The organism is Curtobacterium sp. BNK-1, from assembly GCF_048685235.1.
GTDB lineage: Bacteria > Pseudomonadota > Gammaproteobacteria > Enterobacterales > Enterobacteriaceae > Pantoea > Pantoea agglomerans.
Genome location: NZ_JBLQTJ010000001.1, coordinates 2,052,718 through 2,065,165, shown reverse-complemented (window position 1 = coordinate 2,065,165; position 12,448 = coordinate 2,052,718). Strand labels below are relative to the sequence as shown.

At 54.7% G+C, this 12,448-nt stretch carries 13 protein-coding genes; 9 read left to right on the top strand and 4 right to left on the bottom strand.

The window, feature by feature from the left end:
- Window positions 1-70 precede the first annotated feature (70 nt).
- Window positions 71-949, bottom strand: a complete 879-nt coding sequence (locus ACMGGP_RS09825) for a MurR/RpiR family transcriptional regulator (RefSeq protein ID WP_263055967.1) — start codon at window positions 947-949, stop codon at window positions 71-73.
- A 364-nt stretch (window positions 950-1,313) separates the two neighbouring features.
- Here ACMGGP_RS09825 and zwf point away from each other — a divergent pair, with 364 nt between their 5' ends.
- Both zwf and ACMGGP_RS09815 read left to right on the top strand, forming a co-directional pair.
- Complete coding sequence (gene zwf, locus ACMGGP_RS09820; RefSeq protein ID WP_010258671.1) at window positions 1,314-2,789, top strand: glucose-6-phosphate dehydrogenase; 1,476 nt, start codon at window positions 1,314-1,316, stop codon at window positions 2,787-2,789.
- Between the two features lie 214 nt (window positions 2,790-3,003).
- A complete protein-coding gene (locus tag ACMGGP_RS09815; protein ID WP_060680383.1) occupies window positions 3,004-3,642 on the top strand; it encodes a bifunctional 4-hydroxy-2-oxoglutarate aldolase/2-dehydro-3-deoxy-phosphogluconate aldolase in 639 nt (212 codons plus the stop codon).
- 34 nt (window positions 3,643-3,676) lie between these two features.
- On the opposite strand, the gene purT is transcribed toward ACMGGP_RS09815, so the two are convergent.
- Window positions 3,677-4,855 (bottom strand): formate-dependent phosphoribosylglycinamide formyltransferase, encoded by a 1,179-nt coding sequence (gene purT / locus ACMGGP_RS09810; RefSeq protein ID WP_457174055.1) that lies wholly within the window; start codon window positions 4,853-4,855, stop codon window positions 3,677-3,679.
- A gap of 163 nt (window positions 4,856-5,018) precedes the next feature.
- On the opposite strand from purT, the gene ACMGGP_RS09805 reads away from it, so the two are divergent.
- Window positions 5,019-5,678, top strand: a complete 660-nt coding sequence (locus ACMGGP_RS09805) for a tellurite resistance TerB family protein (RefSeq protein WP_498798394.1) — start codon at window positions 5,019-5,021, stop codon at window positions 5,676-5,678.
- Between the two features lie 126 nt (window positions 5,679-5,804).
- The gene (locus ACMGGP_RS09800; RefSeq protein ID WP_498798393.1) at window positions 5,805-7,868 is read left to right on the top strand and encodes a prolyl oligopeptidase family serine peptidase; all 2,064 of its coding nucleotides are present in this window, start codon (window positions 5,805-5,807) and stop codon (window positions 7,866-7,868) included.
- Here the strand turns inward: ACMGGP_RS09800 and exoX are convergent.
- Together exoX and ACMGGP_RS09790 are read right to left on the bottom strand one after the other, a co-directional pair.
- Window positions 7,862-8,533, bottom strand: coding sequence for an exodeoxyribonuclease X (gene exoX / locus ACMGGP_RS09795; protein WP_022625523.1), 672 nt, complete (start codon window positions 8,531-8,533; stop codon window positions 7,862-7,864). The two genes, ACMGGP_RS09800 and exoX, sit on opposite strands and share 7 nt — an antisense overlap.
- A complete protein-coding gene (locus ACMGGP_RS09790; RefSeq protein WP_010258692.1) occupies window positions 8,530-8,763 on the bottom strand; it encodes a DNA polymerase III subunit theta in 234 nt (77 codons plus the stop codon). Before ACMGGP_RS09790 ends, exoX begins: the two co-directional genes overlap by 4 nt.
- Before the next feature lie 151 nt (window positions 8,764-8,914).
- Here ACMGGP_RS09790 and copC point away from each other — a divergent pair, with 151 nt between their 5' ends.
- The 5 genes from copC to ACMGGP_RS09765 all read left to right on the top strand — a co-directional run bounded on the left by copC (window position 8,915) and on the right by ACMGGP_RS09765 (window position 12,441).
- Window positions 8,915-9,292: a copper homeostasis periplasmic binding protein CopC gene (gene copC / locus ACMGGP_RS09785; RefSeq protein WP_498798392.1), complete on the top strand. Its 378-nt coding sequence runs from the start codon at window positions 8,915-8,917 to the stop codon at window positions 9,290-9,292.
- A gap of 5 nt (window positions 9,293-9,297) precedes the next feature.
- Window positions 9,298-10,173: a copper homeostasis membrane protein CopD gene (gene copD, locus ACMGGP_RS09780; RefSeq protein WP_498798391.1), complete on the top strand. Its 876-nt coding sequence runs from the start codon at window positions 9,298-9,300 to the stop codon at window positions 10,171-10,173.
- Between the two features lie 28 nt (window positions 10,174-10,201).
- The gene (locus tag ACMGGP_RS09775) at window positions 10,202-10,549 is read left to right on the top strand and encodes a YebY family protein (RefSeq protein WP_010670792.1); all 348 of its coding nucleotides are present in this window, start codon (window positions 10,202-10,204) and stop codon (window positions 10,547-10,549) included.
- Between the two features lie 741 nt (window positions 10,550-11,290).
- Entirely contained in the window at window positions 11,291-11,983 is a 693-nt protein-coding gene (locus ACMGGP_RS09770) for a hypothetical protein (protein ID WP_262387879.1), read from the top strand.
- A gap of 17 nt (window positions 11,984-12,000) precedes the next feature.
- Window positions 12,001-12,441 (top strand): WapI family immunity protein, encoded by a 441-nt coding sequence (locus ACMGGP_RS09765; RefSeq protein WP_061901373.1) that lies wholly within the window; start codon window positions 12,001-12,003, stop codon window positions 12,439-12,441.
- The last annotated feature ends 7 nt before the right edge of the window (window positions 12,442-12,448 follow it).

The following is a 12,448-nucleotide window of genomic DNA, read 5'->3' as shown; positions in this document are numbered from 1 at the left end:
AGGACACAGCATGGTTATCTATTCTATATGATCGACGGGTTGTGATACGACTCACATTGTAAATGTGATGTTAATTTTTTTGCTGATCATCCTTTTCCCGAATGGTGTGCTTTTCGTAACGCGACGCTTTCAACGCCTCTTTCACGCGTTTCAGGTTTTCCCGGAAGGGCGCACCCCGTTCCAGGGTGAAACCGGTCGCCAACACATCGATCACGGTCAACTGCGCCAGGCGCGATACCATCGGCAAATAGATATCCGTATCTTCCGGTACATCAAGCACTAAAGCTATCGCTGCTTCATGGGCAAGGGGAGAATCGGCAGAGGTGATGGCTATAACGGTGGAACCGTTTACACGGGCCAGGCGAGCCAGTTCTACCATATTTTTTGTGCGTCCAGTATGCGAAATGAGAACAAAAACGTCACCGGCTCGACTATTTATGCAACTCATGCGCTGGATCACAATATCGTCTGACCAGATGACCGGCAGATTAAAGCGCAGAAATTTGGTAAAGGCGTCATGCGCCACCACAGCGGAAGCCCCCAGCCCGAAAAAGGCAAGTTTGTCAGCCTGAGTAATCAGGGTGACGGCCTGCTGCAGTTGGGCGCTATCCAGTTGATCCCGCACCCGCTGCAGCCCTGCCAGCGCCGAGTCAAAGATTTTGTGGCTGTAGTTCTCCACACTGTCATCGTCCTCCACGCCCCGGCTGACCCAGTTGCTGCTTTTCACCAGGCTCTGCGCCAGTTGCAGCTTAAAGTCGGGAAAGCCGCGCGCGCCCAGTCGATGACAGAAGCGATTCACCGTGGGTTCGCTGACGCACGCTTCGCGCGCCAGGGTCGCAATGCTGGAGTGCATCGCCGCCTGAGGCGCAGCCAGAATCTGCCGGGCGACTTTCTGTTCCGCATTGCTGAGCGCGGCGAACTGCGCGTCAATTTTTTCCAGCATATTCATAAGCCGATGACCATAATCACTTTTACCAATTTCAATTATCCCTGTCGTCAGAGTCGATTAACAGAGACTATATCGTGTCAGCACCTGCCAGGCGCAACGGCGGACAAGTCGATTGCCCTTTTTTTTGGGATACTTTGACCGGTGCCTGATTTTCCTGACACCAACAGACACAGAAAAAACCGGCAATCCGCACGTGTCATCACACGCGCTTAGCACATCCGGTACAGAGTTAATGCGGTTGACCCGGCGAGTCGGTTTACCTGGCGCGGGGAAAAAAGTACATTGTGCTCAAAGAAAATAATAACCTGGACCCGGTGGCAGAGGATGCATCACCACCGGACTATCCTGCAACGAGGAGAGGAAAATGGCGGTAACACAAACAGCCCAGGCATGCGATCTGGTGATTTTCGGTGCCAAAGGCGATCTTGCACGCCGTAAACTGTTGCCTTCACTGTACCAGTTAGAGAAAGCGGGGCAGATCCACGAGGAAACCCGCATTATTGGTGTCGGCCGTGCCGAGTGGGATAAAGCGGAATACACCAAAGTGGTACGTGAAGCGCTGGAAACCTTCATGAAGGAGAAGATTGACGAAGCGCTGTGGGACAAACTCAGCAATCGTCTCGACTTCTGCAACCTCGATGTCAACGACACCACGCACTTTCCGAAACTGGGCAAGATGCTGGACCAGAAAAATCGCACCACCATCAACTACTTCGCCATGCCACCCAGCACCTTTGGCGCCATCTGTCAGGGTCTGGGCACCGCGAAGCTGAATGCTAAACCGGCGCGCGTAGTGATGGAGAAGCCGCTGGGTACCTCACTGGAAACCTCGCAGGAGATCAACGACAGCGTTGGTGAGTACTTTGATGAGAGCCAGGTGTTCCGTATTGACCACTATCTCGGCAAAGAGACCGTGCTTAACCTGCTGGCGCTGCGCTTTGCCAACTCTATCTTCGTGAATAACTGGGATAACCGCACCATCGACCACGTCCAGATTACCGTGGCCGAAGAAGTGGGTATCGAAGGCCGCTGGGGTTACTTCGATAAAGCGGGCCAGATGCGCGACATGATCCAGAACCACCTGCTGCAGATTCTGACCATGATCGCCATGTCACCGCCGTCCGACCTCAGCGCCGACAGCATCCGTGACGAAAAAGTTAAAGTGCTGCGCTCGCTGCGCCGCATTGATCAGACTAACGTGCGTGAGAAAACCGTTCGCGGCCAGTACACCGCTGGCTTTGTGCAGGGCAAAAAAGTGCCGGGCTACCTGGAAGAAGAGGGTGCCAATAAGTCGAGCGCCACAGAGACCTTCGTGGCAATTCGTGTCGATATCGACAACTGGCGCTGGGCGGGCGTGCCGTTCTACCTGCGCACCGGTAAGCGTTTGCCGACCAAGTGTTCAGAAGTCGTGGTCTACTTCAAAAACCCGGAAATGAACCTGTTTAAAGACTCCTACTCAGAGCTGCCGCAGAACAAGCTGACGATTCGTCTGCAGCCGGACGAAGGGGTGGATATCGAGATCCTGAACAAAGTGCCAGGCCTCGATCACAAGCACAAACTGCAGACCACCAAGCTGGATCTGAGCTACTCCGAGACCTTTAACCAGTCACACCTTGCCGATGCTTACGAGCGTCTGCTGCTGGAGAGCATGCGCGGTATCCAGGCGCTGTTTGTGCGCCGCGATGAAGTGGAAGCCGCGTGGACCTATGTCGATTCCATTATCGACGCCTGGGCTGCGGACGGCGACTCTTCCAAGCCGTATCAGGCGGGCACCTGGGGCCCGGTGGCCTCAGTGGCGATGATTACCCGCGATGGCCGTTCGTGGAACGAGTTCGAATAACGGAAGTGATGATGAAGCCCGCAGCGCGGGCTTTTTTTTCGCCCTTAAACCGGGCCAGCCGACACGAATAAAATTGAACTGCCGTTTCAAAATGGTCGCAGGATGATAGACGCTCAGGAAGCTGATCATGTATGGTAGTGACGCAATTTACAGGGCAGGAGCCGATGCTCCATGACCGGGTCGCAATCCCGGTGTTATCAAGCAAGGGGAACTGATGAAAAACTGGAAAACGAGTGCAGAACAGATTCTGACCACCGGACCTGTGGTGCCGGTCATCGTTGTGAACAAACTGGAACACGCCGTGCCGATGGCAAAAGCGCTGGTGGCAGGCGGTGTCAGAGTGCTGGAAGTGACGCTGCGCACGCCAGTGGCGATGGATGCCTTACGTGCGATGATTAAAGAAGTGCCGGATGCGATCGTCGGTGCGGGAACGGTGATTAATCCGCAGCAGTTACAGGAAGTGACCGATGCAGGTGCGCAGTTTGTGATCAGCCCTGGTGTCACCAAGTCGCTGCTGAAAGCGGCGGTTGAGGGGTCGGTGCCATTGATTCCCGGCATCAGCACCGTTTCTGAGCTAATGACCGGTATGGACTACGGTCTGCGCGAGTTCAAGTTTTTCCCGGCAGAAGCAAACGGCGGCGTTAAAGCGCTGCAGGCGATTGGCGGACCCTTCCCGCAGGTGCGATTCTGCCCGACCGGCGGCATCTCTCCGGCGAACTACCGTGACTATCTGGCGCTGAAAAGCGTGCTGTGCATCGGCGGTTCCTGGCTGGTGCCCAACGACGCGCTGGAAGCGGGCGACTGGGATCGCATCACCCGCCTGGCACGCGAAGCTGTTGAAGGCGCGAAGTAAGTTATGGCGGTGAGCGTCTGCTCACCGCACACGTTTATCCCTGAACCGTGACCGCTGCTGCGCTGGCAACGGCACGCGCAATCGCCTGATCGGTGCTGTCACCGCTGGCGAGCGCCACGCCCAGCCGACGCTGGCCGCTGATTTCCGGCTTGCCGAACAGGCGCAGTTGCAGACCGGCACCCAGCGCCGCTTCGACATTCACAAACTGCACATTCTGGCTGGTCAGTTGCGGCAGAATAACGGCGGACGCTGACGGACCATACTGGCGAATCGCGCCAATCGGCAGACCGAGAAACGCCCGCACGTGCAGCGCAAACTCTGACAGATCCTGCGAAATCAGCGTCACCATGCCGGTGTCGTGAGGACGCGGCGAAACTTCGCTGAATATCACCTCATCACCGCAGACAAACAGCTCAACGCCAAACAAACCATAGCCTCCCAGCGCCTTAACCACCTGCGCGGCAACCTCCTGCGCCCGCTGCAGCGCCACATCACTCATCTGCTGCGGCTGCCAGGATTCACGGTAATCGCCATCCTCCTGACGGTGACCAATCGGCGCACAGAAATGAATGCCATCGACTGCACTGATGGTCAGCAGGGTGATCTCGAAATCGAAGTCGACAACGCCTTCGACAATGACGCGTCCGGCACCCGCGCGGCCACCCTGTTGCGCATAGTCCCAGGCGTTATCGAGCTGGCTGGCATCGCGGATAAAGCTCTGGCCTTTGCCGGATGAACTCATCACCGGCTTCACAATGCAGGGAAAGCCGATTTCGGTAGCCGCCTCATCAAAGCGCGCCTTGCTATCGGCAAAGTGATAGCGGGAGGTCGGCAGAGAGAGCTCTTCAGCCGCCAGCCGACGAATGCCTTCGCGGTTCATGGTCAGCCGCGCGGCACGGGCAGTCGGCACCACGCGCTGGCCTTGCTGCTCCAGTTCAACCAGGGTCTCCGTGGCGATGGCTTCGATTTCCGGTACGACAAAATCAGGCTTCTCTTCAGCGATTAACGCTGCCAGTGCCGCGCCATCCAGCATGTTAATCACATGGCTGCGATGGGCGACGTGCATCGCCGGGGCATCGGCGTAACGATCAACCGCGATCACTTCCACACCCAGACGCTGACACTCCAGCGCCACCTCTTTACCCAGTTCACCTGAACCCAATAGCATCACACGCGTTGCTGCCGGACGCAGCGCTGTTCCGAGAGTCGTCATTTCTTCACCTAAGCAGTCAAAATTCGCGCGCAAGTATAAACGAAAACGTTTGCGTTCTCATCTTTCGTCCATCTGGCACGACCTTTTGCCTTACTTTTCCCGCTCTGACGTTTCCTGACATCCTTTTCGTCAGGATAGCGGACTGACATCTTAAAAGGAGTGGATGATGAATAACTGGTTGCAACAAATTCAGTCGGTACTGACGAAGAAGGGCGGTGAGGGCAAATCGGGCGGCGGCTTAAGCGACATGCTGGCGCCGGGTGCGCTGGGCGGCCTGGCCGGTATGCTGATTGCCAGTAAATCGTCGCGAAAACTGCTGACAAAATACGGCGGCAAGGCGCTGATTATCGGTGGCGGTGCGGCTGCGGGCGCGGTGTTATGGAACAAATACAAGCAGCGGGTCAGCGAAGCGCACCAGAATGAACCTGACTTTGGCGTGGCGCAGACGCCGGTTAACCTGCGGGCCGAACGTCTGGTGACGGCGCTGGTGTTTGCCGCCAAAAGCGACGGGCACATTGACGATCAGGAACGGGCAGCCATTGAGCAGAATATTCATCAGTCCGGTTACGGTCAGGAAGCGGAACAGCTGATCCAGAAAGCGATGAACCGCCCGCTGGATCCGCAGTGGCTGGCCGCCGATGTGAAAAACGAGGAGGAGGCGCTGGAACTCTACTTCCTGAGCTGTGCCGCCATCGACGTTGATCACTTCATGGAGCGCAGTTATCTCTCCGCGCTGGGCGACGCGCTGAAAATCCCCCAGGATGTTCGCGACGGTATCCAGCAGGATCTTGAGGCTGAGAAAGCCCGTTTACCCGCCAGTTAATCCCTCTGATATTCCGCTGGCGGGTCACAGGATGTGATCCGCCAGCGGCTGCTTCTCAACCTATACCTGGCTTCCCGCTGCTGAAGTGTTACGCTTACAGATCATTACGTTCACGGAGACGGATGGATGAAAGCACCCATCGCAAAAAAAATACCCCATGAGATGACGCTGCACGGCGAGACGCGCGTTGACGACTACTACTGGCTGCGCGACGACAAGCGCGAAAACAGCGAGGTCCTTGATTACCTGCGTGCCGAAAACAACTACGGCAAAAAAATCATGTCGTCACAGCAGCCACTGCAGGACCGGGTATTAAAAGAGATTATCGATCGGCTGCCGCCTGAAGATCACTCAGTGCCCTATGTGAAAAATGGCTACCGTTATCAGAGCCGTTATCAGAGCGGTAACGAATACCCGGCCTATTACCGCCAGCCCGCCGCGAGCGATGAGTCTGGCGAGTGGAGCCTGCTGCTGGATGCCAACCAGCGCGCCTCGCACAGTGATTTCTATACCATGGGCGCGCTGCATATCAGTCCGGATAACCGGGTCATGGCGCTGGCTGAAGATTTCCTGTCTCGCCGGCAATATGGCATCCGCTTCCGTAACCTGAAGAGTGGCAGCTGGTACCCTGAAGTGCTGAGCAACGCCTCTTCCAGCTTCGCGTGGGGTAATGATTCGCGCACCCTCTACTATGTGCGAAAACACCCGCAGACGCTGCTTTCTTATCAGGTGTGGCGACACGAACTGGGTACGCCGCAGTTCGACGACCAGCTGGTCTATGAAGAGCAGGATGACACTTATCATCTCAGCGTACATAAGACCACCTCCAAGCAGTTCATCATGATTGCCCTCTACAGCACCAACACCAGCGAAATTCAGCTGATTGATGCGAACTTCCCCGACGCGCAGCCCCATGTGTTTCTGCCGCGCCGCCGCGATCATGAGTACAGCATCGACCACTACGATCATCAGTTCTTCATTCGATCCAACCGGGAAGGCGAAAACTTCGGGCTGTACCGCAGCCGCTATCTGGACGAGTCACGCTGGGAAACCCTGATCCCGGCACGTGAACAGGTAGTGATGGAAGATTTTCAGCTGTTTCGGGACTGGCTGGTGGTCGAGGAGCGCCAGCGCGGCTTAACCAGCCTGCGGCAGATCAACTGGGCCAGCGGTGAAACCAGCGGCATCGCCTTTGACGATCCGACCTATGTGACCTGGCTGGCCTACAATCCGACGCCGCGCACCAGCAAACTGCGTTACGGCTATTCGTCGATGACCACGCCGACCACGCTGTTTGAACTGGATATGGATACCGGCGAACGCCGCATCCTGAAGCAGAGCGCGGTGAAAGGCTTTAACGCGGAAGATTACAAAAGCGAACATCACTGGATCAAAGTCAGCGATGGCACCGAAGTGCCGGTATCGCTGGTCTATCACCGCAAACACTATCAGCCCGGTCAGAATCCGATGCTGGTGTATGGCTACGGTGCCTACGGCAGCAGTATGGATGCCGATTTCAGCGTCAGCCGCCTGAGCCTGCTGGATCGCGGATTTGTCTATGCGCTGATACAGGTGCGCGGCGGCGGTGAGCTGGGGCAGCAATGGTATGACGGCGGTCGCCTGCTGAACAAAATGAACAGCTTCACCGATTTTATCGATGTCACTAACGCGCTGGTGGCGCGTGGCATCGGACACCCGGAACGACTCTATGCCATGGGTGGCAGCGCGGGTGGCTTACTCATGGGCGGGGTGATTAACCTGGCACCGCAGCGGTTCCACGGCGTGGTTGCTCAGGTGCCGTTTGTGGATGTGGTCACCACGATGCTGGATGAGTCGATTCCGCTGACCACTGGCGAGTATGACGAGTGGGGCAACCCTAATGATCCGGAGTACTACCGTTATATCCGCCAGTACAGCCCTTATGACAACATCGAGGCGAAAGCCTATCCCCACCTGTTGGTCACCACCGGCCTGCATGATTCGCAGGTGCAGTACTGGGAACCAGCCAAGTGGGTGGCGAAGCTGAGATCGATGAAAACCGACAATAACCTGCTGCTGCTCTGCACCGACATGGATGCGGGTCACGGCGGCAAGTCGGGGCGCTACAAAGCCTATGAAGGGATCGCGTTGGAATACACCTTCCTGCTGGGACTGGCGCAGGGCACCTTACCGCCAGCTCAGGATTACTGAGATTCGGTCAGGTACTTACGCAGCGCCTGCCGCAATGGCGGGCGCAGATCGCTGACGTTATCCAGCATCCACTTCAGATAGCCCGGATCCTTGCGCGCGACCACCGCGATCGCCTGGCCGCGGTATTTGCCAAAGGGCAGAACGTCGTCGCGCTGGGCTGCCGGTTGTGACCGCACAATCATCTCGGAGGCACTCCAGCCGGAGGTCTCCATAATACGAATCAGCAGCGCCGCCGTAACATAGCAATCATAGAGCGCGCGGTGGGCATGCAGGTCGGCGGGCGGCGTGACATCCAGCTTCAGCGAATGACGCAGTGCCTGGTTGCCATATTTAATGCCCGGCCAGAGCTGACGCGCCAGCTGCATAGTGCAGATCCACTCTCCGTACATCTCCGGCAGCATCCGGCGATCAAAACTGGCGTTGTGCGCCACGTAAAAAGCACTGCCGTGATAGCGTGGGATCGCCTCTTCAATGGTCGGCTTACCGGCGACCATCGCTTCGGTGATGCGATGCACGGCCATCGCCTGACGGCTGATAGGGCGATCGGGCAGGGTGAGATCGCTCATCGGATTCACAATCTGGCCGTTGACCACATCCACGGACGCCACTTCGACTACGCCACCCTGCAGACCGCAGGTTTCGGTATCAATAACGCGAAATATCATTGCTTCATCTTCGGTTCATAAGGAAGGCGCGACAGGCTGAGCGATGCCTGGCGGTAATGCATCAGACGCTGACGAAACCAGTCACGCAGCGCTTCGGGCTGCTCCTGCGCCACCATTTCGGCGACGATCGGCATGTTATAGCGCTCTTTAAACGCCACACCCGCTGCCGCCAAATCGACATTAATCTTGTCTTTCTCTTCCTGGGACAGCAGGGCAAGGTTATGGCTCATAATATTCTCCTGACGATAGCGGGCAAAAGTAATGTTTTCGGCGGTCTGAATCAAGGATAAAGGATCGCATCGCTGGCCTCGACAGTGCAAATACAGCAGCGTATCCTTTTGCCACGTTTATCGCCCTGGCGGCGGTTAAAAGGATGATCTTATGCATAAAAAACTGATTTCCCGCATGGTTATTGCGCTGGCAGCAGCAGGACTGATGACATTCAGTTCGGTGGCAGCGGCGCATGCGCATCTCCAGTCTTCTATCCCGGCGGCCAAAGCGCAGGTAATGACATCCACCGATGCGCTGACGCTGAACTTCAGTGAAGATATTGAAGCGGCATTCAGCGGCGTCACGCTGCTGGATAGTGCACAGAAGCCCGTCGCCACCGCTAAAGCCCGCGTTGAATCTGGCCAGAAAAACCGGCTGATTGTGGGCCTGTCTCAGCCGCTGCAAGCGGGCAGCTATCAGGTTAACTGGCATGTGCTGTCGGTGGATGGACATAAAACCGCAGGAAGCTATCGCTTTAGCGTGAAGTAACGCCGGTGGCCACCCTCTGGATCCTGTTGCGCGCGCTGCATTTTGCCGCCGTGATGCTGCTGACCGGCAGCGCCTGTTACAGTGCGCTGCTGGCACCCGGACGCTATCGACCACTACTGGCGCTAAGATTAAACCCGCTGGTGAAAGGGAGCGCCTGGCTGGCGCTGCTGAGTGCGCTGACGATGCTGGCCTGCCAGAATGTATTGATGAGCGGCGACAGCGCCAATCTGGCTGATGTCGATATCTGGCTGGCGGTGATTGGCACGCACTTCGGTGGCGTGTGGCTGTGGGAAATCCTGTTTAGCCTGCTGGCCGTTGCCGGTTTGTTACTGACCGGGCGGCTGCGTCAGCAGGTGTTACTGCTGGCGGGCGTTCTGCAACTGGCCTGCATGGCTCTGATTGGTCATGCCGCGATGCGCGATGGCTGGCCGGGATTGTTTCAGCAGCTCAATCATGCACTACATCTGATTGCCGCGGCGTTCTGGATGGGCGGATTACTGCCTCTGTTGCTGTTGATGCGGGAGGCGCGCCAGATCGATCGGCGTACCGACGCTATCCGTACCATGATGCGCTTTTCGCGCTATGGTCATCTGGCGGTGGCGTTAACGCTGTTGAGCGGCCTGATAAACAGCGTGATGATCGTGGGCTGGCCGCTGACGTGGCACGATTCACGCTACATTGTATTGTTGCTGTGTAAAGGGCTGCTGGTTGCCCTGATGGTGCTGGTGGCGCTGATTAACCGATACTGGTTAGTGCCGCGATTCCGCCTGGCGGGCAGCGGGACGCAGCAACAATTTATTCACATGACGCAGCTTGAACTACTGCTGGCGTGTGGAGTGGTTGGGCTGGTCAGCGTATTTGCCACGCTGTCGCCAGCCTGAATGTGGTTTAAGAGAGAAAAGGGTAGTTATGTTGCTGAAGAAAGTGATCCCCGCAATCCTGTTGTTATCCGTATGCGGCCAGGCGCTGGCGGCACAAATCATTACCGTCAGCCGCTTTGAGATCGGTAAAGAGAAGTGGCCGTTTAACCGTGAAGAGGTGATGCTGACCTGTGAGAAAGATGGTGCGATGTTTGCCATCAATCCGAGCACGCTGATGACATACCCCCTGAACGATATCGCCGACACACTGTTCAAAAACAAACAGGTGAAAGCGCAGCCGATCAGCGTGATCCAGGCCGAAGACAAAGCGCATCCGGGCCAGATGATGAGTCTGCAGCCGATTGTTGAGCGCACCCAGGCGCTGTGCGGTAAATAAACCTGTCGGGTGCAGCATCGCGCTGCGCCCAACCCCTCTTTTTTGCCGTTGCGATCACAAACTGATCCGGTTTATGCCCCTGCGGCTCCCGTTTGCTGGCAATTCCACCGCGCTGTTCTAATGTTAAATGGCAAGGCGACATCGCCTTCATAAATGCCAACTTTTAGCGCACGGCTCCTTGAGAGCCATTTCCCTGGACCGAATATAGGAATCGTATTCGGTCTTTTTTTGCTTTATGATTTATAAAGATTTTATGTGATTGTTACGAAAAATCCCGAAATCACAATATTCAATCTATGCCATCACATATTCCTGATCGCTTGAATCACGATTGTTTTTTCTTCATAGAAAAGTTTTTTATGGTCGAATGGCCTTTACAAAAAACCTCTTCGCTTCTCACATCAAATAGTCGACTTTCAGCGCGTCTCATCTCATGAAAATTCGGCAGGTCTGGCCCAATCTTAATACCTCTCATTTCGCGCGCTTCGACTAATACTCTCATTAATGCATCTGGGGCGTTACGTTGGATCAGGTCTTCATGGTAAGTATGGCGTTATTGATATCGATAACGCAGAAACAGTGACGTTAATCATTCATCCGATGTCCATTGATTGAAGGTATGTTAGGGGACACAGCTCGTGCCGAGGGATTCACGTATTTATAGTTCTCTGACGGACGGATGGGTAAATTTCGGAGAGTGATCGTTTTATCTTAGTGTGGCACTATAATGCAGCCATTATCATGAACGAGGGATTGAGAATGATATCAGGAACAGCAGCAAAACAGGAGCCTGGACGTTACTACACATTTGAGTCGAGATTGCCTCAGGGCGTTTTTTTTGAGATTCGCCCCAGCCATTTGCCAGGAAATGCAAAGCCCGTAACAGATGAAACCAGCGGTATGTGTATCGGTTACTCGGTCGCACAGGCTCCGGGTTTGTGGCAGATTTATGATGTTCAGGGGCATTTTCTTCACCTTGAAGAAGCACCGCTTGAAACACCGCTAATTGATCCAACTGATATTGCATTATTGGCGTTAGGTGTTTTTCGTATTCTTCGTACCGGACGGGTACTATTTGAAGCTGGCTCACGTGCGGCAATCTCAGCAAAAATTAGTCAGGGTACGGTATCTATTTTGCGTGGGCGGCTGAAATTCGGGCTACATGCGCGCAAACTTAAAATGACGCAAACAGCCGCAAGCCATATGTACGAACCCGCTCGATATGTTCCTTTGCAAATTCAGGAAAGGGCTATTCGTTATGGCAAGCGAATGCCAGATCCTCGTGAAGGTAAGGGAATGTTCCGATACGAAACGGAAATTTATAAGCTGCGCTTCGATAAGCAGCTTCAAGAGTATGTCTATCAGAAGTACAAATTTGAGGTGATTGTCAGAGAATCGGACTGGACAATATCTCATTTTCAATATTTTCATTAATTAACAGGAACATTTCCATGTTTGATATCAGGAGTGAAGAATTTACTTTCGCAATCGCACCTTTTGAACGCATAGTGGATAACGAAGCCGATCCTGTTAACCATCACTGGGATTGGATACAGTCCTGGATAGAATTCTCTGTAAGCGGCCTGAAGGTGGCATTTAAGACTGAGTTCACTGTTGGAGAGTTGAAAATGTTGAAAAAAGAATTTTCAGCTTTTCATCAGGCGATAATTGCTCAGCAAAAGTTAAAGTCGTTTAAATATCAGAGCGATATTCATCAGCTTGATATGATACTGACAAATGAAAATACTATTGATAGTGTAACTATTGATTTTATCCTCCGACCGGAACCCCATGCCGACAGCGTTCAGGTTAAAGGCAGCTTTGGCCTTAATGAAAGCTATTTCCCTGACATTCTGAAGAGGCTGGATGAAATGATTCAATGGCAGAATTAAAGATTTC

What these genes read in the sequence shown, in the direction of transcription:
- copC (WP_498798392.1), top strand. Translation starts at nt 8,915, where the DNA reads ATGCATAAAAAACTGATTTCCCGCATGGTTATTGCGCTGGCAGCAGCA.
- ACMGGP_RS09775 (WP_010670792.1), top strand. Translation starts at nt 10,202, where the DNA reads ATGTTGCTGAAGAAAGTGATCCCCGCAATCCTGTTGTTATCCGTATGC.
- ACMGGP_RS09765 (WP_061901373.1), top strand. Translation starts at nt 12,001, where the DNA reads ATGTTTGATATCAGGAGTGAAGAATTTACTTTCGCAATCGCACCTTTT.
- ACMGGP_RS09790 (WP_010258692.1), bottom strand. Translation starts at nt 8,763, where the DNA reads ATGAGCCATAACCTTGCCCTGCTGTCCCAGGAAGAGAAAGACAAGATT.
- zwf (WP_010258671.1), top strand. Translation starts at nt 1,314, where the DNA reads ATGGCGGTAACACAAACAGCCCAGGCATGCGATCTGGTGATTTTCGGT.
- exoX (WP_022625523.1), bottom strand. Translation starts at nt 8,533, where the DNA reads ATGATATTTCGCGTTATTGATACCGAAACCTGCGGTCTGCAGGGTGGC.
- ACMGGP_RS09825 (WP_263055967.1), bottom strand. Translation starts at nt 949, where the DNA reads ATGAATATGCTGGAAAAAATTGACGCGCAGTTCGCCGCGCTCAGCAAT.
- ACMGGP_RS09800 (WP_498798393.1), top strand. Translation starts at nt 5,805, where the DNA reads ATGAAAGCACCCATCGCAAAAAAAATACCCCATGAGATGACGCTGCAC.
- ACMGGP_RS09815 (WP_060680383.1), top strand. Translation starts at nt 3,004, where the DNA reads ATGAAAAACTGGAAAACGAGTGCAGAACAGATTCTGACCACCGGACCT.
- ACMGGP_RS09805 (WP_498798394.1), top strand. Translation starts at nt 5,019, where the DNA reads ATGATGAATAACTGGTTGCAACAAATTCAGTCGGTACTGACGAAGAAG.
- purT (WP_457174055.1), bottom strand. Translation starts at nt 4,855, where the DNA reads ATGACGACTCTCGGAACAGCGCTGCGTCCGGCAGCAACGCGTGTGATG.
- ACMGGP_RS09770 (WP_262387879.1), top strand. Translation starts at nt 11,291, where the DNA reads ATGAACGAGGGATTGAGAATGATATCAGGAACAGCAGCAAAACAGGAG.